20 protein-coding genes are annotated in these 21,117 nt (G+C 70.8%); 16 read left to right on the forward strand and 4 right to left on the reverse strand.

Annotation, left to right across the window (positions count from 1 at the left end):
* The first annotated feature begins 119 nt into the window (after nucleotides 1-119).
* Nucleotides 120-1,367, forward strand: a complete 1,248-nt coding sequence (locus ACX9TP_RS00755; protein WP_482977759.1) for a phospholipase D-like domain-containing protein — start codon at nucleotides 120-122, stop codon at nucleotides 1,365-1,367.
* Between the two features lie 47 nt (nucleotides 1,368-1,414).
* Complete coding sequence (locus ACX9TP_RS00760) at nucleotides 1,415-1,942, forward strand: GNAT family N-acetyltransferase (protein WP_482977760.1); 528 nt, start codon at nucleotides 1,415-1,417, stop codon at nucleotides 1,940-1,942.
* A gap of 4 nt (nucleotides 1,943-1,946) precedes the next feature.
* Here the strand turns inward: ACX9TP_RS00760 and ACX9TP_RS00765 are convergent, their stop codons facing one another.
* Nucleotides 1,947-2,930 (reverse strand): TolB family protein, encoded by a 984-nt coding sequence (locus ACX9TP_RS00765; RefSeq protein WP_482977761.1) that lies wholly within the window; start codon nucleotides 2,928-2,930, stop codon nucleotides 1,947-1,949.
* Between the two features lie 102 nt (nucleotides 2,931-3,032).
* On the opposite strand from ACX9TP_RS00765, the gene ACX9TP_RS00770 reads away from it, so the two are divergent.
* On the forward strand, nucleotides 3,033-3,860 hold the full coding sequence (locus tag ACX9TP_RS00770) for a helix-turn-helix domain-containing protein (RefSeq protein WP_482977762.1): 828 nt from the start codon (nucleotides 3,033-3,035) through the stop codon (nucleotides 3,858-3,860).
* 1 nt (nucleotide 3,861) lies between these two features.
* On the opposite strand, the gene ACX9TP_RS00775 is transcribed toward ACX9TP_RS00770, so the two are convergent.
* Nucleotides 3,862-4,335 (reverse strand): hypothetical protein, encoded by a 474-nt coding sequence (locus ACX9TP_RS00775; RefSeq protein WP_482977763.1) that lies wholly within the window; start codon nucleotides 4,333-4,335, stop codon nucleotides 3,862-3,864.
* Nucleotides 4,332-5,993, reverse strand: a complete 1,662-nt coding sequence (locus ACX9TP_RS00780) for a type VI secretion system contractile sheath domain-containing protein (RefSeq protein WP_482977764.1) — start codon at nucleotides 5,991-5,993, stop codon at nucleotides 4,332-4,334. The genes ACX9TP_RS00775 and ACX9TP_RS00780 overlap by 4 nt, the downstream gene beginning before the upstream one ends.
* Nucleotides 5,994-6,227: 234 nt before the next feature.
* On the opposite strand from ACX9TP_RS00780, the gene ACX9TP_RS00785 reads away from it, so the two are divergent.
* The 9 genes from ACX9TP_RS00785 (at nucleotide 6,228) to ACX9TP_RS00825 (ending at nucleotide 15,624) form a co-directional block, all read left to right on the forward strand.
* A complete protein-coding gene (locus ACX9TP_RS00785) occupies nucleotides 6,228-8,423 on the forward strand; it encodes a type VI secretion system Vgr family protein (RefSeq protein WP_482977765.1) in 2,196 nt (731 codons plus the stop codon).
* A 10-nt stretch (nucleotides 8,424-8,433) separates the two neighbouring features.
* Nucleotides 8,434-8,991: a hypothetical protein gene (locus ACX9TP_RS00790; RefSeq protein WP_482977766.1), complete on the forward strand. Its 558-nt coding sequence runs from the start codon at nucleotides 8,434-8,436 to the stop codon at nucleotides 8,989-8,991.
* A 23-nt stretch (nucleotides 8,992-9,014) separates the two neighbouring features.
* Nucleotides 9,015-9,689, forward strand: a complete 675-nt coding sequence (locus tag ACX9TP_RS00795; RefSeq protein WP_482977767.1) for a hypothetical protein — start codon at nucleotides 9,015-9,017, stop codon at nucleotides 9,687-9,689.
* Between the two features lie 43 nt (nucleotides 9,690-9,732).
* On the forward strand, nucleotides 9,733-10,131 hold the full coding sequence (locus ACX9TP_RS00800; protein ID WP_482977768.1) for a hypothetical protein: 399 nt from the start codon (nucleotides 9,733-9,735) through the stop codon (nucleotides 10,129-10,131).
* Between the two features lie 192 nt (nucleotides 10,132-10,323).
* Nucleotides 10,324-11,808, forward strand: a complete 1,485-nt coding sequence (gene mmsA, locus ACX9TP_RS00805) for a CoA-acylating methylmalonate-semialdehyde dehydrogenase (RefSeq protein ID WP_482977769.1) — start codon at nucleotides 10,324-10,326, stop codon at nucleotides 11,806-11,808.
* Nucleotides 11,809-11,871: 63 nt separating this feature from the next.
* On the forward strand, nucleotides 11,872-13,119 hold the full coding sequence (locus tag ACX9TP_RS00810; protein WP_482977770.1) for a GTP cyclohydrolase II: 1,248 nt from the start codon (nucleotides 11,872-11,874) through the stop codon (nucleotides 13,117-13,119).
* Nucleotides 13,112-14,323, forward strand: a complete 1,212-nt coding sequence (locus ACX9TP_RS00815; protein WP_482977771.1) for a DUF1688 family protein — start codon at nucleotides 13,112-13,114, stop codon at nucleotides 14,321-14,323. The genes ACX9TP_RS00810 and ACX9TP_RS00815 overlap by 8 nt, the downstream gene beginning before the upstream one ends.
* A 26-nt stretch (nucleotides 14,324-14,349) precedes the next feature.
* A complete protein-coding gene (gene upp / locus ACX9TP_RS00820) occupies nucleotides 14,350-14,985 on the forward strand; it encodes a uracil phosphoribosyltransferase (RefSeq protein ID WP_482977772.1) in 636 nt (211 codons plus the stop codon).
* 108 nt (nucleotides 14,986-15,093) lie between these two features.
* Nucleotides 15,094-15,624 carry an MXAN_0125 family MYXO-CTERM protein gene (locus tag ACX9TP_RS00825; RefSeq protein WP_482977773.1) on the forward strand — a complete coding sequence of 177 codons (531 nt, stop codon included), beginning with the start codon at nucleotides 15,094-15,096 and terminating at the stop codon, nucleotides 15,622-15,624.
* A 3-nt stretch (nucleotides 15,625-15,627) separates the two neighbouring features.
* Here the strand turns inward: ACX9TP_RS00825 and ACX9TP_RS00830 are convergent, their stop codons facing one another.
* Nucleotides 15,628-17,007: an RluA family pseudouridine synthase gene (locus ACX9TP_RS00830; RefSeq protein WP_482977774.1), complete on the reverse strand. Its 1,380-nt coding sequence runs from the start codon at nucleotides 17,005-17,007 to the stop codon at nucleotides 15,628-15,630.
* A 181-nt stretch (nucleotides 17,008-17,188) separates the two neighbouring features.
* On the opposite strand from ACX9TP_RS00830, the gene ACX9TP_RS00835 reads away from it, so the two are divergent.
* The 4 genes from ACX9TP_RS00835 to ACX9TP_RS00850 all read left to right on the forward strand — a co-directional run bounded on the left by ACX9TP_RS00835 (nucleotide 17,189) and on the right by ACX9TP_RS00850 (nucleotide 21,094).
* Nucleotides 17,189-18,118, forward strand: a complete 930-nt coding sequence (locus ACX9TP_RS00835; RefSeq protein ID WP_482977775.1) for a hypothetical protein — start codon at nucleotides 17,189-17,191, stop codon at nucleotides 18,116-18,118.
* Entirely contained in the window at nucleotides 18,111-19,178 is a 1,068-nt protein-coding gene (locus tag ACX9TP_RS00840) for a site-2 protease family protein (protein WP_482977776.1), read from the forward strand. The genes ACX9TP_RS00835 and ACX9TP_RS00840 overlap by 8 nt, the downstream gene beginning before the upstream one ends.
* A 136-nt stretch (nucleotides 19,179-19,314) precedes the next feature.
* The gene (locus ACX9TP_RS00845; protein WP_482977777.1) at nucleotides 19,315-19,680 is read left to right on the forward strand and encodes a hypothetical protein; all 366 of its coding nucleotides are present in this window, start codon (nucleotides 19,315-19,317) and stop codon (nucleotides 19,678-19,680) included.
* 70 nt (nucleotides 19,681-19,750) lie between these two features.
* On the forward strand, nucleotides 19,751-21,094 hold the full coding sequence (locus ACX9TP_RS00850; protein WP_482977778.1) for a CapA family protein: 1,344 nt from the start codon (nucleotides 19,751-19,753) through the stop codon (nucleotides 21,092-21,094).
* The last annotated feature ends 23 nt before the right edge of the window (nucleotides 21,095-21,117 follow it).

Genomic DNA, 21,117 nt, shown 5'->3' on the forward strand with positions numbered 1-21,117 from the left:
TCTGGCCCTCCAGCACACAGTGTCGAAGTGTCCGGATGTCATCGGCTGAACGCCGTCATCCGACCGGCGCGTGATGGAGGGCAGGTGCGCTCGTGCCTCTGCGCCATTAGCTTCCGACGGTGAAGCTGGCCTGGCTCGTGCTCGGTGCGTTGCTCGTCACCGGGTGCCCATACCCCAACCACCGTCATGACCTGCGCCTGCGCGCGCTGCCGGAGGGCGACGCAGAGACCCGCTCGCTCGCGTTCTACCAGTCGCTCGGCGTGGCGCTGGAGCCGGGCCACCGCGTGGAGTTGATAGAGAACGGCCACATCTTCGACGCCATCGAGCGGGAGATTCGCGCCGCCCGTACCAGCATCCACATCGCCAGCTACATCTGGCGCCCGGGGGAGCCGTCGGACCGACTGGTGCGCGCCATCCAGGAGCGCCAGCCCGGCGTCGCCTGTCGCGTGCTCGTGGACCCGCTGGGCAGCGTCAGCTTCGAGTCCGTGTCGCCCACGCTCGCCAGGGCCGGCTGCGAGGTGCGCATCTTCCGGCCCATCCAGGGGGCCATCTCCTCGCTCGACGCGAAGCGCATCAAGGCGCGCATGCACCGCAAGCTGGTGGTGCGCGACGGCGAGGTGGGGCTCACCGGCGGCTGGGGCATCTGGAAGAGCTGGCTCGGGGACGCGGACGGGCCGGACTCGTGGCGTGACATCGCCGTGCGCGTGGAGGGCCCCGCCGTGCGCGAGATGCAGGTGGCCTTCGCGCAGAACTGGCAGGAGGCGGGCGGAGACTTCCTGCCGGCCAGTGACTTCCCCTCGGGGCTGTACGTGGGCGAGGCCCGCGCGGGCTTCGTGGCCAGCACCAACAACCGCTTCATGTCCGACGCGCGTCGGATGACGCTGCTCACCATCGCCTCGGCGCGGCGGCGGCTGTGGATTGCGAACTCGTACTTCATCCCCTCCGAGGCCATCAGCGACATGCTCATCGAGAAGGTGAAGCAGGGCGTGGACGTGCGGGTGCTGGTGCCCGGGCGGCACCACGACATCGCCCCGGTGCACGCGGCGCAGCGGGCCACGTATGCGCGGCTGCTCGAGGGGGGCGTGCGCATCTGGGAGTACGAGCTGTCGATGATGCACTCCAAGACGATGCTCGTGGACGACTCGCTGTCCGTCATCGGCTCCACCAACCTGGACCCGCTGGCGCTGGGCAGCTCCGAGGAGTGCTCGGTGGTGGTGGACGACGCGGGGCTGGCGGCGGGGCTGGCCGCGGCGTTCGAGAAGGACCTGGGCCACTCGTACGAAATCCACTGGAGCGGGTGGAAGCGGCGCGGGGTGCTCCAGAAGCTGGGGGACCAGCTGCCCTGGTTCATCGGCGACTATCTCTAGCGCCCCGCATGCGGCGGCGGAGCGGGGAGCGTGTTAGAGCGCGGGGCATGGAGACCCAGAACGTGGCGGAGCGGGCCGTCATCCGCGAGGCGCGGCCCGAGGATGATGCGGCGGTAGGCGAGCTGCTGGTGGAGGCCTTCATCACGCAGTACGCGAAGAAGCTGCCGGACGTCGTCTACACGGAGGAGCGCAAGCGCGAGCTGCGAGACGTGGCCTCGCGCCGGAAGGTGGCCTCGGTGCTGGTGGCGGAGGTGGACGGGGAGATTGCCGGGACGGTGGCCCTGTTCCCCCCGGGGGCGCCGGGCTCGGAGGCGTGGCTGCCGAACGCGGCGGACCTGCGCGGCCTGGCCACCGCCGTGCGCTACCACGGCACCGGGCTGGCGCGGCCACTGCTCGACGCGGCCGAGGACCTGGCGCGCAAGTGGGGCATGGACGCGATTTGCCTCCACGTGCGCAAGGGCGCGGACGGCGTCGCGCGCATGTACATGAAGCGTGGCTACGTGCGCGAGCCGGCGGGCGACATGGACCTGCCCTCCGTGTTCCTCACGGCGTACGTGCTGCGCCTCGAGGCGTGACGCCTCACAGGCCGAGCGCGCTCATGGGCACGCGGTAGATGTCACCCGTGCCCTTGCCGATGCCCACGAGTGCGGCGTCGTTCCTCGGGTGGTCGAACCGCGTGCCGACGTCTCCGGCATGTGGCCGGTTGCTGCTGAAGTAGAACCACTTCCCGTCCGGGGAGACGCTCTGGTTGAAGTCCCGGGCGGGCGAGTTGATGCCGCCACCGAGCAGCCGGGCCTTCTCCCAGCCACCCTCCGGAAGTCTCCGGCTCACGAACAGGTCATAGCTGCCGATGCTGTCCGCGCGGCGGAGCGCGCTGAAGATGAGGTAGCGCTCGTCCGGGGCAATCCACGGTTCGACTTCGGACCCGCTGGTGTTGATGGCGTCGCCGAGGTTCTCCGGAGGTTGATACACGCCGTCCACGAGGCGGGAGACCCACAAGTCACTGTCACCCCGAGTCCCGGGGCGCTCGGCGCCGAAGTACACGTTCCCGTTGGCGGCCACGGCGGGGGACCACTCGTCGGTGTTCGCGTCGTTCACCGGCGCGGGGAGGCGCGTGGCCTCGCCCCACTCGCCGTTCGCTTGAAGCGAGGCGACCCAGATGTCGTGCGTCGCGCGCGCGGCCGTCTCCCCCGGGTGGGGACGGTTGGAGATGAAGAACACGCTCCGGCCGTCGGGGGAGATGTGTGGGTCCGCGTTGCTCCACGCGGTCGCGAAGCGGGGCTTCACGGGCGTGGACCAGTGCCCGTCGTCACCGAGCCGCGTCTCGTAGATTTCGTATTGCACGAACCCGTCGTCGGCGCGGCAGAAGAGCACGCCCCGCTGGTCCGGGGAGAAGGCCATGAAGAAGTCCCACGCGCCGGTGGTGAAGAGGCCGGCCCCGTAGATTTCGGGGGCATGCGTTTCGCGTGGAGTCTGGGGGGAGGATGCGCGGCATCCGGTGAGCAGTACGCCCACCATCAGCGCGGTGAGCCAGGGTGCCAGTCGTGAACCGTGTTGGAGCATGTGTCGGACGCCTCCTGTGTCTCGTTGCAGTAGCATCCGGACGTGGCGCGAAACTTTGGGAATGTTGCGGCGGTACCGGGCCTTCCCGTCAGGGCGTGCGGGATGCACGCGCTCCTGGAGGAGGAGGCCTTCGGCGCCAGGGATTGCGTCTGCGGGAAGGGCGCGCGCAGCACCGTCTCCGAAGGTGAGCACCCCCGCGTCCACATCAGCGTCACCCTCGGGGGGGTCTTCCACGCCCGGTCGAGCCGGGGCGAGGTGCTCGCGAGCCCGGGCTCGCTGCTGCTCGGGAATGTGTCTGACGGGTATGCGTACCGACATGTCGATGACGGAGGGGACCGCTCCGTCGTCTTCGACTACTCGGAGGCGTTTCTCGATGAGGTGAGCGGCTCGCTCGGCGTCCGGGTTCGCGAGACGCGCGCCTTCGGGCACGCCAGCATTCCGGCCTCCACGGCCTCCACGGATGCGGTGGTCCTCGCGCACCGGGCCCTGTGCACGGGCGAGCCGGAGGCAGTGCGCGAGGCCGCGCTCACCGCCGCCTCCGTCGCGTTGACGGAGGACCGGGGCGGAGCCCACTGCGTCACGGCGCCCACGTCAGCGCAGGCCCGCCGGGTCGCGAAGACGCTGCGCTATGTCGAGGCGCACAGCGCGGAGGACTGTTCCCTCGACACGCTGGCCACGCACGCGGGCCTGAGCAGCTTCCACTTCCTGCGCGTCTTCCGGGCGATGACGGGACAGACGCCGCGCCAGTTGGTCATCGCCACCCGGTTGCGAATGGCGGCGACGTTCCTGCGAGCCACGCGCACGCCCATCACCGAGGTCGCGCTGGAGGCGGGCTTCGGGGACCTGTCGCACTTCACGACGAGCTTCGCGCGGGCCTTCGGGGTCTCGCCGCGCGCGTACCGGAAGCGGCACGGGCGCGGAGGGGGCTGACTCAGCTGCGCGGGCCGACGAGGCGTTCGGCTTCCTCGCGGAGTGCGGCCGTCGCCTCGGCGACCGCGCCCGCCGTTCCCTCGCGCGCGACCATCCAGTCGTCCTGGAGCAGGCACCACGGGTGGTGCCCCTCCCGGTCGTCGTGGCGTGACAGTGCGTACAGCTCGTCGACGAACGCATCGGGCGTGATTCGGCCCGCGAGGAACCCGCGGGCGAGCGGGCGCGCCATCATGCGGACCATCGAGGAGCGGTCCGGCATGGGCAGCCCGAGCTCCCGGAGCATGCGCTGGATGAGGCTCTCCAGCTCCCAGGGATTCGTCTCGCCGGACAGCCCCGCCAGCATGCGGAGCGCGGGCGAGTCGAGCCCGGCCTCCATCGCGCGGACCGCCGCGTCGGACAGCTCGGCACTGCTCGCGCCGCCGACGAAGTACGTCGCGAGCAGGTCCACCACGGGCTGTGGATGCGACTCGGTCATCCTCGCAGCGGCAGCACGAAGGCGAGCTGGAACCGCGTGCCGGCGTGCTCCGGCCGGACGGTGGCGCTGACGTGGACCCCTCGGCCGTCATCGGTGGAGACGAGCTCGGCGCGGACCTGGCCGTTCTCGGTGGCGCCGCGGAAGAGGAAGACCTCGGCGGCCTGGGAGAAGATGGCGGAGACCTCTTCGTTGCCGGAGCCGGGCGGGAGCTGGTCTCTCACCCAGGTGGCGAAGCGGACGATGCGGCCGGTGAGCAGCTGCGCGGGCAGCGGCACCGCGTAGCCGCCGCCGTACACCGTGGGCGCGGCGGCCAGCAGCACCGCGTCCGCGTTGCGCCCGCTGCCCAGGCCGAGGATGCCCCGCTCCTCCAGGCGCCCCTGCGCGCGGATGGGGAGGAACAGCTCGGTGGGGATGGCCAGGCCCTTGTCGCGGCTGGAGGGCAGCTCCCACGTCGTCGGAGCGCGCAGGCCGCCGGGCTGGCCCATGATGCGCGCGAAGGCGGTGGTGTCGCGGAAGCTGGCCGCGAGCATCGCCGCCAGGGCGAGCGCGGGGCTGGTGAAGCTCGTGCGCCGCGCGGCGCCGCGTCCCTCGCTGTTCACCACGACGCGGTTGAGGACGGCGCACAGCCAGCGCGAGGACTCGTCCTGGCGCAGCTCCGTCCACGCCTCGGAGACCTGCTCCCGCTCCTCCTCCAGCGCCACGGGCAGCTCTTCGGGAGCCACGCCCAGGAGACGCGAGGACACGGCGGCCACCACCGGCACCTGCGAGCGCTCTCCGAGCGCCGCGAGCTTGCCGAGCAGGCCGACGTCCTCCGTCGCGTCCACGATGAAGACGGCATCGGGGCGGTCGAACGGCTCGCCCGCGAGTGCGCCCTGGAGCGACTCCAGCAGCGCGGGCGGCGCCACGTCGAGCACCTCCACGGCGAGGCCGGAGGACTTCGGGCACTGGTCCAGCAGCCACTTCAGGCCGCGCCAGCCGGACTCGAGACGGGCGACGGGCTCGGCGGCGAGGATGTCGCGGGTCGTGGCGAGCAGGGCCTCCTCGATGATGTCCCTGGCCGTCTTGCGCGAGGGGGCGCCAGGCGAAGCCGAGGAGGACGCGGAGGCCGGGGCGCGGGGGTTGATGGCGCGCAGGAAGGCGTCCACGGCGCGGGACGCGGCGGCGGGGGAGGCCGGGTCGGCGCGGTTGAGGAGGGCCTCCACCAGCTCATCGCCGCCCGTCTCCGGAGGCGGCGGGACGGTGGGGATGGGCGGCACGGCGGCGCGGAGGGCCTCGGCGACGGCGTCGGGGAGGCGGCCGGGGCCGGTGATGGTGGCGATGCGGGAGGAGGCCTCCTCGGCGGAGAGAGGGCGGAGCGGGTCGGAGTTGGAGAGGTCCGCGTGGAGGGCCTGGAGGGCGCGCAGCTCGGGGACGGTGGCGATGAGGTCGGCGCGGCCGAAGGTGCGGAGCTTGTCGAAGGTCAGCTCGACAGTGCGGGTGTCACCGGAGCCGAGGCGGTCTGGCACGGTGATGCGCAGGCCGGTGGCGACGCGTGCGAGCTCGGTGCCGAAGGACTCGGGGGTGATGTGGAAGCGCCGGCCGGAGGGAGCGGGGGAGAAGGCTCCCGCCACCAGCCACCGCACGCGCGCACCCTCTGCACTGCTTCCGCTCTGACTCATTGACGGTTCCCACCTGTGTCGTGAAGGGCGCCTACGTTACCGCGCCCGGGGGTGGTTGTCGGAAGGGGGACGCTGTTGGCCTCTCGCGAGGCGCACCCACGTCCCGTTTCGCCTCCCACCTCCCCTCTGTGTCCTGGAGGACGCCCGAGGGGCTCCGGGGAGGAGCCGTCCGGGAAGGTAGGGCAGCATTCCCTCACGGTGGGTACGGGGCGGGACCCACCAGAGAGGCTCCCCGTGGGGTGGAACCCACCGGCATTCACGTTGAGGGTCGGGGCGCTCGGTGCCGAGCGGCTGGCGCTCTCTGGCTTCGCCGGCAGGGAGGCCATCAGCCGGCTCTTCGACTTCCGGGTGGACTTCTTCACGAAGGATGGCGAGCCACTGGTGGTGGCGGACCTGGTGGGGAGGGACGCACTGGTGACGCTGTCGGTGCGCGACGGTGCCCCGCGCTACGTGCACGGCGTGGTGCGCGAGGTGGAGTCGCTGGGGATGAAGACGGGCCGGCGGCGCTACCGGGCCCACGTGGTGCCCAGGCTGTGGCGGCTGTCCCAGGTGCACAGGAGCCGCATCTTCCAGAACCAGAGCGTGCCGGACATCCTCAAGGCGGTGCTTGGCGAGGGTGGGGTGGAGGTGCGGCTGGCGCTCGGTGGCAGCTACGCGGCGCGTGAGTCCTGCGTGCAGTACCGGGAGAGCGACTTCGCCTTCGTCAGCCGGCTGATGGAGTGGGAGGGCATCTTCTACTTCTTCGAGCACACGGACGCCGGGCACACGTTGGTGCTGGGGGACAAGCCCTCCGCGCATGTGCCGCTGCCGCAGGGAGGGACGCTGCCGCTGCGCCCGCGCATGGGCAAGGAGGCGGTGGACGGGGAGTTCATCTACGCGCTGGAGGTGGTGCACCGGCTGCGGCCCGGCGCGGTGCACCTGAAGGACTTCGACTTCGAGAAGCCCGCGGTGGACATCTCCGGCAGGGGCAAGGCGTCCGAGGGCGTGGCGGCGCTCGAAATCTACGACTACCCCGCCGGCTACGTGGCGCCGGGCATGGTCAGGTCGGCGGCGAAGGCGCGCGTGGAGGCGGTAGGCGCGGGACGGCGCACACTGGCGGGCGAGGCCATTGCGCCTCGGCTGACGCCCGGCTTCCTGATGAAATTGGACGCGCCGGAGGACGGCACCTTCGCGGGCGAGTACCTCATCACCGAGGTGGTGCACTCGGGGGTGCAGCCGGACGTGTCGGGCGGCAGCGAATCGCTACAGGGGCTCTACCGAAACCAGTTCCACCTCTTGCCCAGGGCGGTGCCCTTCCGGCCGCGCCGGCTGACGTCGCTGCCGCAGATTGCCGGCCCGCAGACGGCGACGGTGACGGGCCCTGCGGGCGAGGAAATCCACACCGACGCGCACGGGCGCATCAAGGTGCAGTTCCACTGGGACCGCGAGGGCAAGAGGGACGAGAAGTCCTCGTGCTGGGTGCGCGTGGGCCAGCCGTGGGGCGGCCCGACGTGGGGCGACGTGTGGCTGCCGCGAATCGGCCAGGAAGTGATTGTGCGCTTCCTGGAGGGAGACCCGGACCGGCCGCTGGTGGCGGGGGCCGTCTACAACGGCGCCAACGCGGTGCCGTACGCGCTGCCGGACGAGAAGACGAAGTCGACGCGCAAGAGCGCCTCCAGCCTGGGCAGCGACGGCTTCAACGAGGTGCGCATCGAGGACGTCGCCGGGGAGGAGGAGGTCTTCACCCATGCCCAGAAGGACGAGGAGCTGCTCACCGAGAATGACAAGGAGCAGGAGGTGCGCGGGTACGAGGACCTCCTGGTGAAGAAGGACCGCAAGCGCACCGTGGAGGGGGACCAGTCCCTCGCCGTTACCCTGGACGATGCCAGCGTCATCGAGGGCAACCAGACGCTGCTGGTGCAGGAGGAGCGCGACACCTCCACGCGTGGGAGTCACGACGAATCAGTGGCCGGCCATCAGGCGATGACCGTCGGACAGGGGCTCGAGGTCTCCGTGTCGCAGGGCACCGTGGAGAACGTGGGCGCGGCGAAGGCCACCACCATCGGCGGGGCCTACAGCGTCAACGTGGCGCTGGCCCACAATGAAGCCACGGGTGGCGCGAAGAGCGAGCAGGTGGCGGGGCTCAAGCACGAAGCCATCGCCGGAAGCCGGCAAGAGACCGTGGTTGGCGACAAGCAGTTCCGAGTTGGCGACGAGGACTGGGTGGAGGTGGATGGCTCCGCCAGCCTGAGTGTCGGCAAGGACTGGAAGATTGAGACAGGAGAAGGGCTGCACATCCGCATTGATGGCGCGCAGTCCGTGCAGGCCAGGTACCTGATGCTCGACGCGGACGCGCTCAGCATCGCGGTCAACGGCAGGGTGGCTCTCCGGGTGGAGAGGTCCGGCCGGGTCCGGTTCTTCGGTCGCAACATCACCGTGGAAGAAGAATAGGAGCGCTCCGATGGGGAGATTCAAGGGCAGGAAGGTGCTGTTGATTCAGGGCGGCTGCGAGCTGCCCTTCGCGAGGCCTCTCGTGGAGAACTCCTGTCCACCCGGTGAGCATGCCGAGCGCACCTACTTTCCCGAGGTGGACCCGGCAGAGGCCAATCCGCTCAAGCGCATCGAAAAGATGAAAGAGGCGGGGAACGATCCATTCGAGATTGCGGCGGCGGAACACAACGTTCGAGCGGGGCACATCACCCATGGCCGGCAGATTTCCCGGGATGCAACCGATGAGGAACTGAAGGCCGGACTGTCGGGAGACCATCAGCACGTGCGTGCCGTCTGCATCAAGTGCGGCAAGAGCCGTGAGCTCGATCATGCCGCGAGCAAGAGAGAGGTCACGGAGTGCAAGAACCAGGAGCGCCCCTATAGCTCCGAGCAGTTGATGAACAACCGGAGCCTTGCTGAGAGGGGCTACAAAGTCTCGTACAAGGTTCCCGCTGCGAAACGCACCGATAGGAAGGTCGACATGCTCAAGGACACCGGTTTCGATGTCGTCTTCGTCGCATTCCCGTAGCTGTGTGATTGGGAGCCCTCGTCATGAGCCCACCGAGATGGTTCCAGATGTCCGCTGTGCGGCTTCCGCTGGAGCAAGCGGTCCACCAGACCCAGTTGCTCCGTGCTTCGCACCGGTTCATCGCCCGCCATGCGCTCAAAATTCTATGGGACCCTGATTCGAAGAGTTTCGACGTGGACTTTGGCAATGAACAGCCAGTCCAGAGTGATGCTCAAGCGCTGGAGCTGGCTCGAACATGGGATGGAGTGGCCATCACGTACGAGGTCATGTCCATCCGCGCGAGCCTGTACCTGGGATTCTGCCGACAGGCGGAAGTGACCTGTCTGACCCTGGAAACGGATACCCAGGTGCCGTACGTCACTCCAAACGGAATGGCGGAGGGCGAGTGGTTCGAGCGCTTCATGTGCGACTACGTCAACACCTGCGGCGTGAAGGCCTGCGCCAGCGGTTCGGGCTGGTCCTCGATGGCGCCGCTCGATGCGACCCAGCTCATCGCGAGATGGCAGAAGGAGGGGCTGCCGAAGAGACCTGCACGAGGCTTCTACATGGTGTCCAAGGACATCCTGAGCAGCACCGAAATGGATTCATTCCTTCGCGGTCGTGACGAGCAGGACCGTCGCTGGCTTCGCTACTTCCAGACGCCCACGGGCTACCACGTGCTCTCCACCTGGTCCCGGCGCAACTGGTGGGCGGACTGAAGCACGTGCACCCACCCCGCGCCGCCATTACCCTCCAGGCGCCATGTCCATCCGCAAGGACTACATCGAGGAGTTCGCCGCCGCGCTCGCCCGCATCCTCAAGGCCCGCCGGGAGCAGAAGTTCGCGGACGCCCAGAAGCTCATCCAGGACACGGCCCTCTCCACGCTCGGCATGGAGTACGGCGCCCTGCTGCTCGCGGACCCCGCCTCCACCGCGCGGCTGCTCGGCAGTCCCGTGCGTGTGAAGGTCCTCGCCCGCCTGGTCGCCGAGGAGGGCGAGTTGCTCCAGCAGCAGGGCGACCCGGCCACCGCCTCCGCCCGCTTCCACTTCGCCCTCGCGCTGTACGCCGAGGCCCAGGCCCAGGGCCTCACCCCCGACGCCGAGGACACTGCCACCGTCTCACGGCTCCGTGCCTACACGGAGCCGCCGCACCGCGTCTGATCCGCGCCGCGCGGGGCCCTCCCGGCCGGAAATGACGCTCTGCATTGGTCCGCTATCCGGCACTTCGCCTGCCTGGACACGAGACAGTCAACCGATTCACGAATGACCCGTACCGGGCCCGGGTTGCCGCTCTCTCCACGCTCGCGGCTATGATGGGGCGCACCTCGATCACGCTACGCCTGGGGGGTGCGCGTGTCCTTCATCCAGCTTCCTGAGAGCGTTGTTCCTTGTCGCAACCTGGTAGGAGGTGAATGGCAGTCCCCGGTGGGTGCCACCCTGCTCGACGTGCGCAGCCCGTACACGGGCACGGTCATCGGCCGTGTTCCGCTGACGCCGGCCGCGGGAGTCGCCCACGCCGTGGAGGCCGCGAAGCCCGCCGCCGCCCTCTGGCGCAACACCGCCCTGCGCGAGCGCACCCAGCTTCTGCACCGCTTCCGCACGCTCCTCGAGAGGGATTTGGACCGGCTCGCCAACCTCGCCGCGAGCGAGGCCGGCAAGACGGTGGCCGAAGGCCGCGCCGGGCTCCTCAAGGGCATGGAGGTCTGCGACTTCGCCCTGTCCCTCCAGAACCTGGACACCGGCGGCCACATGGAGGTCAGCCGCGGCGTCACCTGTGAGCTGCGCCGCGAGCCGCTCGGCGTCGTCGCCGGCATCACCCCGTTCAACTTCCCGGCCATGGTGCCGATGTGGATGTTCCCCATCGCCGTCACGCTGGGCAACGCCTTCATCCTCAAGCCGTCCGAGAAGGTGCCCCTCACCGCGTGCGCGCTCGGTGAATTGATGTGTGAGGCCGGCTTCCCGCCCGGTGTCTTCTCCGTCGTCCACGGTGGCAAGGAGGCCGTGGACGCGCTGGTGGCGCATCCGGACGTGGCGGCCATCGGCTTCGTGGGCTCGTCCGCCGTGGCGCGGCACCTGTACGCGGAGGGCTGCAAGCGCGGCAAGCGCGTGCTCGCCCTGGGCAGCGCCAAGAATCACGTCATCGTCGTCCCCGACGCGGACCCGGCCCTCACCCCGCAGGCGGTGGTGGACTCCTTCACCGGCTGCGCGGGCCAGCGCTGCATGGCCGCCAGCGTGTTGCTCGCTGTCGGTGACGTGGAGCCCATCCTGAAGGAAATCACCCGCCGCGCCGCGAGCCTCCAGCCAGGCCCCGGCATGGGCGCGCTCATCGACCGGGGCGCGGTGGACCGGCTGGAGACGGCCATCGCCCGCGCGGAAGCCGAGGGCGCGAAGGTGGTGCTCGACGGACGCGGCAAGCGGCCCTCCGGCGAGGTGTGGACCGGCGGCAACTGGCTGGGGCCCACGCTGCTGGACGGCGTGCGCCCGGAGATGGAGGCCGCGAAGCGCGAGTTGTTCGGCCCGGTGCTCTCCATCATCCGCGTGCCCACGCTGTCCGCGGCGCTCGAAATCGAGAACGCGTCGCCGTACGGCAACGCGGCGTCCATCTTCACCACCAACGGCGCGGTGGCGCAGGCGGTGGTGGAGGGCGTGCGCGCCGGCATGGTGGGCGTCAACGTGGGCGTCCCCGTGCCGCGCGAGCCCTTCTCCTTCGGTGGCACCGGTGACTCGCGCTTCGGACACGGCGACATCACCGGCCCCTCCAGCCTCGACTTCTGGACGGCGCTGAAGAAGGTCACCCGCAAGTGGTCGGCTCGCACCGACGGCTCGTGGATGAGCTGATCCGCTTCCCGCTTCCACTCCTCGCGCTCGAACTACCCCCGCGCCCGCAAGGAGGGCGCTCCCATGGCAGACAAGAAGCCCGTCAACCACATCCGCCTCACCTCGCATCCGGATGGCGAGAGCGTCGCCCTGCGCTGGGGCGACGCCGAGCCGCTGCGCCGCGGCCCCGTGGTGGCCACGCTCACCGAGCCCGCGCACCGCAATGTCATCGGCACGCACGCCGGGGCGTACGCCGTCTACCGCGCGCTCGCCGTGGCCGCGGGCCAGCTGCCGCAGGACCACAAGGCGGACCTGAAGAACACCTCGCCCGCCGCGCAGGTGGGTCCGTACCCGTCGTGGAGCGACCCCGAGCGCATCGTCTCGCTGGACCCGTGGGGCGCGGTGGCGCCGCAGGTCTTCCGCGCGTACTCGGAGCAGGACGTCGACTTCCGGCCCACCATCGCCGTCACCAAGGCCCACATCAACCTGCCGGAATTGCGCGACGCGATTGAAGCCGGGCGGCTGAAGCCGGACGGGGATTTGCTCGCGGCCAACGGCGACATCAAGGTGACGAAGGCCGCGGTGGACCCGGTGTGGTACCTGCCGGGCATCGCCAAGCGGTTCGGGCTGTCGGAGAGCGCGCTGCGCCGCGGCCTCTTCGAGCAGACGGGCGGCATGTTCCCGGAGCTGATTACCCGCCCGGACCTGCACGTCTTCCTGCCGCCCATCGGCGGGCTCACGCTGTATGTCTTTGGCGAAATCACCTCGCTGGCGGACAAGAACATCCCGCTGGCGGTGCGCGTGCACGACGAGTGCAACGGCTCGGACGTGTTCGGCAGCGACATCTGCACGTGCCGGCCGTACCTGGCGCACGGGATTGAAGAGTGCGTGCGCTCCGCGCAGAACGGCGGCGCGGGCCTCATCGTCTACCTGCGCAAGGAGGGCCGCGCGCTGGGCGAGGTGACGAAGTTCCTCGTGTACAACGCGCGCAAGCGGCAGGAGGGCGGCGACTCGGCGGCCACCTACTTCCAGCGCACCGAGTGCGTGGCCGGCGTGCAGGACATGCGCTTCCAGGAGCTGATGCCGGACGTGCTGCACTGGCTGGGCATCACCCGCATCCACCGCTTCGTGTCCATGAGCGACATGAAGCACGACGCGATTACCCGCTCGGGCATCGAAATCCTGGAGCGCGTCCCGATTCCGGAGGAGCTCATCCCCGCCGACGCCAAGGTGGAGATGGAGGCCAAGAAGGCGGCGGGCTACTTCACCAAGGGGCCCGTGGCGGACCCGGCCACGCTGGCCCAGGTGAAGGGACGGGGGCTCGATGTCTGAGAGCGAGCTGGCAAGGGCGCACGTCTCCCCCGCCGTGGCCTGGCTGCGCACGCCGGCCGCCATTCGCGAGCGCTGCCATCAGCTGCTGGACCTGGGTCTCGCCGGCAGGCTGCCGCACTTCCGCGTGGAGCCCTCGCGGCTGCCGGTGGTGGTGGACACCGTGCTGAGCGTGACGCGCGAGCTGTACCCGAACCTGGACATTCCCCTGCACAGCCGCTGGGGCCACTTCGACGCGGGCGGCGTGGCGCGCGTGCAGGAGCTGGAGGAGCGGCTGAAGGACGCGACGCCGCAGGAGCGGGCGCGGGCGAAGCTGGACCTGGTGGTGGTGAGCGTGCTGCTGGACGCGGGCAGCGGGCCGAAGTGGCGCTACCGCGAGCAGGGTGGCGGCACGTGGGCCCGCTCGGAGGGCCTGGCCGTCGCGAGCTTCCGCATGTTCATGGACGGGCTCTTCTCGTCGGACCCGGACCGGCCGCTGCGCGCGGACGCGGAGGCGCTGGGGCGGATGACGCGCGAGGGGCTCGCGAAGGGCATGCAGGTGTCGGAGTCCAACCCGCTGGACGGGCTGGAGGGACGGCTGCACCTCTTGCACGGGCTGGCGAAGGTGCTGCCCCGGCCGGGCGCGCTGCTGGACATCATCACCGCGCAGCGGCGCAGCGTGCGGGCCGCGGAGCTCTTGGGTCTGGTGCTGGAGGTGCTGGGCCCTATCTGGCCGGGCCGCGTCATGGTGGACGCGGTGAATCTGGGCGACGTGTGGCCGCACTCGGCGCTGGGCCCGGTGGAGAGCGTGGACGCGCTGGTGCCCTTCCACAAGCTGTCGCAGTGGCTGACGTACTCGCTGGTGGAGCCGCTGGCGGAGGCCGGCGTGCAGGTGACGGAGCTGGACGGCCTCACCGGCCTGCCCGAGTACCGCAACGGCGGCCTCTTCGTGGACCTGGGCGTGCTGGTGCCGCGCGACGTGAAAATCACCACGGTGGCGCTGCACCCGGGTGACGAGCCCATCGTGGAGTGGCGCGCGCTGACGGTGGCGCTGCTGGACCGGGTGGCGGCGCTGGTGCGCGGCCGGCTGGGGATGAACGCGGAGGAGTTGCCGCTGGGGAAGGTGCTGCAAGGGGGGACGTGGACGGCGGGGCGGCGGGTGGCGGCGGAGATGCGGCCCGGCGGCGTGCCGCCGATTCGCGTGGACAGTGACGGCACGGTTTTCTGAGAACGGCTGACCCGACGGAGGATGCAATGCAATTCCCGAACTGCACGGTGGTGGACCATCCGCTGGTGAAGCACAAGCTGACGCTGATGCGGCGGGCGGAGACGAGCACCGCTTCCTTCCGGGCGCTGCTCCAGGAAATCTCGCTGCTGCTTGCGTACGAGGCGTTCCGGGACTTGAAGCTGCGCGACGAGGAAATCCAGACGCCGATGGCGAAGATGATGGCGCCGGTGCTGGACGGGAAGAAGCTGGTGCTGGTGGCCATCATGCGCGCGGGGCAGGGCATCCTCGACGGCATGCTGCAGCTGGTGCCGTCCGCGCGCGTGGGGCACATCGGCCTGTATCGGGACCCGGAGACGCTGGCGGCGGTGGAGTACTACTACCGGGTGCCGGGGCAGCTGGCGGACCGCGACGTGGTGGTGTGCGACCCGATGCTGGCCACGGGCAACTCGGCGGTGGCGGCGCTGCAGCGGCTGAAGAAGAACAAGCCCGGCTCGGTGCGCTTCGTGTGCCTGCTGGCGAGCCCCGAAGGCCTGACGAACCTGCGCGAGCACCACCCGGACGTGCACGTGTACACGGCGGCCATCGACGAGAAGCTCGATGAGCACGGGTACATCATCCCCGGCCTGGGCGACGCGGGCGACCGGCTGTTCGGGACGAAGTAGCCGCGCGGGGGCCGGCTCCTGGTGGGGCAGGCACTTGGGCTCGGCGGGGCGCTGAGGCAGGATGCGCCCTACGCGAGGGCCGGCGCGCCAGGAGCAGGGAGTCTGTGCATGCGGTGGATGCGTCTTCGGGCCCGCGGGTGGGCGGCGGGGCTCGGGTTGGCGGCAGTGCTGGGATTCGCGGGAGCGGCCGGGGCGGAGAGCCCTCCGTGTGATTGCACCATCAAGAACCAGCGCGTGGAGCCCGCCGGCTCGTGCCTCATCGTGGACATGAGTGATTACTGCGGCGGGAGCATCGTGCGGAACACCTGCGGCGTGCCCGTGCGGCTGGTGGACTGGCCCCTCAGGGACGTCGTGTGCAACAGCCCGACGTGCACCGCGGTGCTCCCGGCCGGGCAGGAGGCGCGCTTCAACTTCTACAGCACGGTCATCCAGGGCGAGCACAGCACCCCCGAGGCCTCCTACCGGGTGCAGATTGGCGACGGAGAGGAACAGCCCTTCACCGTCTCCTCGGACGTCACGTGCAGGTCCCTCTCGTTCGACGAGGACCAGGAGGGCTGTGCCGCCGCTCCCGGCGCACTGGCGGCCCTGGGCGTGCTGCTGCTGACGGTGCCCGTGGCACGGTGGCGCCGGCGGCGGTGACTCTCAGAACGGCGGGTGGCTCTCGAAGGTGAGCCCTTCGCCGGTTTGTGGATGCGTGAAGGTCAGCGCCTCGGCGTGGAGCATCAGCCGCGTGTCCTCACGTCCGTGAAGCGTGTCCCCGACGATGGGCGCGCCGAGCCCGAGCGGGTGCGCTGCGTGGAGCTGCAGCTGGTGCGCGAGCCGCGTGCGGGGCAGGAAGGTGACGCGTGTCCGCGTCCCGGTCCGCTCCGCCACGCGCCACTCGGAGACCGCGCGCTTGCCGTGGACGGGGTCCACGAGGTGCCCGTCCGGGGTCGTCCGGAGCGGAAGCTCGACGCGGCCGTGGTCGCCGGCCACGGACCCATCGAGCCAGGCGACGTGGCGGAGGTCCGCCTCCCGGCGCGCGAACTGCCTGCGGAGTGCCGCCTGGGTCTCCTCGTCCTTCGCGAGCAGGAGCAGGCCCGAGGCCTCGGCATCGAGCGCGAACACGACGGAGAGCTTCGAGGAGCTGCGCTGCTGGAAGCGGGAGAGCACGGAGTCCCGCTGCCGCGCATGCCGGCCGGGCGCGGACGGAAGCCCGTGCGGCTTGTCCACGACGAGCAGCCACGCGTCCTCGAACACGAGCCGTGGCTCCTCCAGCGGCACCGGGCCCGTGCTCCCCGGTGGCGGCGGGTCCACGTCCATCCCCTGGAGCATGTACGGCAGCACCCGTCCGCACTTGGACTGGCAGGCCGGGTGGTACCCACCCGCGCGCCACCTGCCCGTCACCGGCGGCGCGCCCCACCAGAACTCCGCGAGCGCCACGGGCTTCAGGCGGTGCTGCCAGGCCCACGCGAAGAGCTTGGGCGCGGCGCAGTCACCCGCGCCGCCGGGAGGCGCCTCGGGCTCGAACAGGGCCGTGAGGGATTGTTGTTCTCCGCGCGCGTTCGGGAGCACGTAGCTGTCGGTGAGCTGCCGCCAGAGCTGGCGTGAGCGCTCGGCGCGCAGGTGCTCGACTTCGTCGCGCTCGCTCGGGTCCGCGTGGCGCAGCTCCAGCGCTCGCAGCGCCTCCTGGCCGTCGGGCCAGAAGGTGTCGCGCGCCACCGGGTCGAACAGCGGTGGCGCGAAACCCTCGACGTGCCAGCGTCCACCGAGCATGCCGGAGAAGGCGCGGAGGTAGCCCACGCGGCCGTCCTCCGTGACGACGACCAGCACCCCGAACATCTTCCCGCCCCCGGGCGCGTCGAGGCCGGCGTCCTTCGCCACGTCCCCTCGGCGCAGGAGCGCCTGGAGCTCCTCGGCGGCACGGCGTGCGAGCGGATGCGGAGGGGCCGGGTCGAACGGGCTCGCGAGCCGCGACGGCATCTCTGCCGGTGACGGCGGAGGCTCGAAGTACGTCACGGCTGGCGGGGGCACTTCGCTCACGATGGCCTTCCGTCTACCAGCCTGACCTTGGGCTCGGATACAGCGGCAGCGGCGAGGAGAGCGCGTTCGCCTGTGTGCCGCACTTCGCTCCGCGTCCCAGCTTCGCGAGGAGGGGGCGGTTTTCGTGCGCAGGGGAGGATCGGCTAGGCTCGGAGCGGCCTCCTACCGCAATCCCTATCCAATGACAGACCCTGCTTCTCCGGCCGCCTCGGACGCGCCGCTCCAGTTCGAGCGCGCCGAGTTCACCGAGCCGCGCGCCGCACCGCAGTGCAAGTCGTGCGAGCGCTCCATCACCGACACCTACTTCGAGGTGAACGGTCACCTGCTCTGCCCCACGTGCCGGGACACGGTGGAAGCGTCGCTCACCGGTGGCTCGAAGTCGGGCCGGTTCTTCCGGGCGCTCGCCTTCGGTACGGGCGCGGCGGCGGCGGGCGCACTGGTGTACTTCGGCGTCTCCGCGGTCACCGGCTACAACCTCGGCCTCATCGCCGTCGCCGTGGGGTGGATGGTGGGCACCGCCGTGCGCAAGGGCTCGGATGGGCGCGGGGGCCGGTTCTACCAGTTGCTCGCCGTGGGCCTGACGTACCTGTCCATCTGCGCCTCGCTCGCACCGGATGTCTACGAGGGCCTGACGGCACCAGATGCCGAGATTTCCGCCCCGGCACCCGAGGCCGCTGCCGCCCCGGCTCCCGGAGCCGTCGCCCCGGCGCCCGGAGCCATCGCCGCGGCCCCCGAAGCCGCCGCCCCGGCTCCTGAAGCTGCCGCCCCGGCTCCTGAAGCCGCCGCCCCGGCCCCTGGAGCCGTCGCCGCGGCTCCCGAAGCCGCCGCCCCGGCTCCCGAGGCCGCCGCCGCGGATGACACCGACGTGCCTTCCTCGGAAGAGGCCTCCGTCGCGGTCCTGGTCATCGTGTCGGCGATCTTCTCGCTGGTTGCGCCCTTCGTCGTGGGCTTCGAGAGCCCCATCTCGCTGCTCATCTACGGCTTCGCCCTGTGGGAGGCGTGGCGCCGCAACACCCGCGCCGAGCTGAACATCGCCGGCCCCTTCCAGCTCGCTCCCGCCGTCGCGCAGGAGTCCACGGAGGAAGGCGCACGGGAGCAGTCCGTTGGCTGAAGCCCTCGCCGTCGTCACGAGCTGCCAGGGGTGTGGCACCGAGCTGGGCCCCCGGCTGCTCACCTGTCCCTCCTGTCACCGGCTGGTCCACGCGCGCGAATTGCAACGGCTCGCCACCGAGGCCGAGGCCGCCTCCGCGCGAGGCGAGCCGGCCGTGGCGCTGGAGACCTGGCGCCAGGCGCTGGACCTGCTGCCTCCGGCCTCCAGTCAGCACGCCCAGGTGACGGCCCGGGTGGAGGCGCTGAGCAAGCAGGTGGATGCGTCCGGGCTTCGCGAGGTCAGCGCGGCGGCGACGCGCGCCCGGCAGAAGTCGGGCCTGCCGAAGTGGCTCGCCGCGCTGGGGACGGCCGGCCTGCTGCTGTGGAAGTTCAAGTTCGTCCTCGTCTTCCTGCTGGGCAAGGGGAAGCTGCTGCTGCTCGGGCTGACGAAGGCGAGCACGCTGTTCTCCATGCTGCTGGCGCTGAGCGTGTACTGGGCGATGTGGGGCTGGGTGTTCGCGCTCGGGCTGATTGCGTCCATCTACGTGCACGAGATGGGACACGTTGCGGCGCTGCGCCGCTTCGGCATGCAGGCCAGCGCGCCCATGTTCATTCCGGGCCTGGGCGCCTTCGTGCGCCTCAAGCAGTCGCCGGTGGATGCGCGCGAGGATGCGCGGGTGGGGCTCGCGGGGCCCATCTGGGGGCTCGTGGCCGCGGCGGCGTTCTTCGCCGCCGCGCTCCTCACCGGGTGGAAGAGCCTGGGCGCCATTGCCCACGCGGCCGCGTGGCTCAACCTCTTCAACCTGCTGCCGCTGTGGACGCTCGACGGAGGCCGTGGCTTCCGGGCGCTGTCGCGGAAGCAGCGCTGGCTGGCGGTGGCCGTCATCGGCGCGGCGTGGTTCCTCACGGCGGAGGGGCTGCTGGTGCTGTTGCTGCTCGGCGCCGGGTTCCAGGCCGTGGCCACGCCCGGGGCGGAGGAGGGCGACACCCGCGCCACCGTGGAGTACGGCGCCCTGGTCGCCGCGCTCAGTGCGCTGGGCTGGGCCGCGCAGCAGTGGACGGGCGCGGCGCTGGCGAGGTGAGGATTCAGCACCCCTCTCAGATTTCCGAGTGGGGCGTTGGCTTTCTCCCGCTCCAAGTGCGCGGATTGTGGGGCCACATTCCCTGGTCCGCGCCTTGCTCCGTGTCTCCTCGTGTCACTCTCGTGAAGGAGCACTGATGCGCTGGAGCCTGATGCTGGGATGTTGCCTCGCCGTCCTTGGACTTGGGGCCTGTGGCTCGGCGGACGACGAGGGGGAGCTGAAGCAGGGGCGGCTGTCGCTGCGGGACGGGCAGTCGCTCGCGGACGCGGCGGAGTGCGGTGTGAACCTGCCCCAGTGCACGCAGGGCCTGAGCTGCATCTCCTTCAAGCTGGATGGCGTGCACCAGGCACGCTGTGTGGACAACTCCACCGTCTGCGAGGAATTGCTCTCCTGCTCCGGTGGCACCGAGTGCGTCATCCTCGAGTCGTACCCCGCCCAGGTGACGTGCTCCGGCAGGTGCACCGGCCCGGACTGCGACGCGTCCGTGTCCAGCTCGCCTTGAGGGCTGGGGCCGCGGCAACCCAGGGGAGGGGCTTCCGTCCGAGTCGTGTGGCTGGACTAATGTCCGTCACGTGACTCTGTCCGCGCTGCTGCTCGTGCCCGTGCTGTTCGCCGCCACGCCCACCCGCGTGGAGCTCGTCTTCGGCGGGGACGTGATTCCCCACGGCGAGGTGAAGAAGGTGGCCACGCTGCACGCGCGCAAGGGCGCGAAGCCGGCGGACGGAAGCGCCGCCCCGTCGCTCAACCACGAGGGCTGGGACCATGTCTTCGGGCCCATCACCGACGTGCTGCGCACCGCCGACGTGGGCGTCATCAATCTGGAGACTCCCGTCACCGCCAACCGGAAGGCCGTCACGCGCGAGCTGCTCTTCAACGCGCCGCCAGCGATGGTGCAGGCGCTCGCCTCCGCCGGCGTGAAGATGGTGTCCACCGCGAACAATCACGCGAGGGACCAGCACCCCGCCGGCCTCTTGGAGACGCTGGGCCACCTGGACGCGGCGGGCATCCGCCACGCGGGCACGGGCCCGTCGAAGTCCGCCGCGTGGGAGCCCGTCTTCATGGACGTGCGCGGCATGCGGCTGGGCTTCCTGTCCTTCACCCGCTGGCTCAACGGCTTCAGCAACCCGAAGGACGAAGTGGGGCCTCACGTCGCCTTCGTGCCGTACCCGGTGCACCGCCACCACCGCGGCCTCAAGCCCGACGAGGCCGTGGAGGCCGTGCGCGCCGCCGCGGCCCGGTGTGACGCGCTCATCGTCCTGGTGCACTGGGGCAACGAGTACAAGGACTCGCCGCACCCGGAGGACCGCAAGCTGGGCCGCGCGCTGCTGGACGCGGGCGCGAAGGCCGTCATCGGCCACCACCCGCACGTGCTCCAGCCGCTGGAGGCGTACTCCACCGCGGACGGGCGGCGCGGGCTCATCGCGTACTCGCTGGGCAACCTCGTCGCGAACCAGGACCGCTTCTACCGCCACGTGCCCGGCAAGAAGGGCGCGGCGGGAGACAAGCGCGACTCCATGCTGCTGCGCGTGTCACTGGTGCGGCCCGAGCCCGGTGCCCCCGTGGCCCTGGAGGACGTGGCCGTGCTGCCGGTGTGGATTGAGAACAACGCCGTGGGCCGCGCGCGCAAGGAGGCCCGCAACATCCAGCCGGTGCTCATCGACCGGGAAGTGGAGGCCGTGGCGGAGCGGCTCGCCACGCTGGCGGCCCGGCCCGCGCCGCTGGACAAGGCGACGCGCGCGGAGAAGGCGCTGCTGGAGCGGCGGCTGGCCGGAGCGCAGCACCGGCGCGAGCGCATCCTGCGCATGCTGCCCACGGGCTTCGCCGTGGCCTCGCCCGAGCTGCGCCAGCGCGAGGCGAGCGTGCTGCCCCAGACGTCCGGCCCCAGCGGGCGGATGGCTTCGCAGTCCGCGCCGTGAGCGGACGGATGGCTTCGCACTCC

The organism is Pyxidicoccus sp. M15, from assembly GCF_056858435.1.

Coding starts and splice junctions, on each gene's coding strand:
- ACX9TP_RS00760 (WP_482977760.1), top strand. CDS start 1,415: ATGGAGACCCAGAACGTGGCGGAGCGGGCCGTCATCCGCGAGGCGCGG.
- ACX9TP_RS00765 (WP_482977761.1), bottom strand. CDS start 2,930: ATGCTCCAACACGGTTCACGACTGGCACCCTGGCTCACCGCGCTGATG.
- ACX9TP_RS00770 (WP_482977762.1), top strand. CDS start 3,033: ATGCACGCGCTCCTGGAGGAGGAGGCCTTCGGCGCCAGGGATTGCGTC.
- ACX9TP_RS00775 (WP_482977763.1), bottom strand. CDS start 4,335: ATGACCGAGTCGCATCCACAGCCCGTGGTGGACCTGCTCGCGACGTAC.
- ACX9TP_RS00780 (WP_482977764.1), bottom strand. CDS start 5,993: ATGAGTCAGAGCGGAAGCAGTGCAGAGGGTGCGCGCGTGCGGTGGCTG.
- ACX9TP_RS00790 (WP_482977766.1), top strand. CDS start 8,434: ATGGGGAGATTCAAGGGCAGGAAGGTGCTGTTGATTCAGGGCGGCTGC.
- ACX9TP_RS00795 (WP_482977767.1), top strand. CDS start 9,015: ATGAGCCCACCGAGATGGTTCCAGATGTCCGCTGTGCGGCTTCCGCTG.
- ACX9TP_RS00800 (WP_482977768.1), top strand. CDS start 9,733: ATGTCCATCCGCAAGGACTACATCGAGGAGTTCGCCGCCGCGCTCGCC.
- ACX9TP_RS00810 (WP_482977770.1), top strand. CDS start 11,872: ATGGCAGACAAGAAGCCCGTCAACCACATCCGCCTCACCTCGCATCCG.
- ACX9TP_RS00815 (WP_482977771.1), top strand. CDS start 13,112: ATGTCTGAGAGCGAGCTGGCAAGGGCGCACGTCTCCCCCGCCGTGGCC.
- upp (WP_482977772.1), top strand. CDS start 14,350: ATGCAATTCCCGAACTGCACGGTGGTGGACCATCCGCTGGTGAAGCAC.
- ACX9TP_RS00825 (WP_482977773.1), top strand. CDS start 15,094: ATGCGGTGGATGCGTCTTCGGGCCCGCGGGTGGGCGGCGGGGCTCGGG.
- ACX9TP_RS00835 (WP_482977775.1), top strand. CDS start 17,189: ATGACAGACCCTGCTTCTCCGGCCGCCTCGGACGCGCCGCTCCAGTTC.
- ACX9TP_RS00845 (WP_482977777.1), top strand. CDS start 19,315: ATGCGCTGGAGCCTGATGCTGGGATGTTGCCTCGCCGTCCTTGGACTT.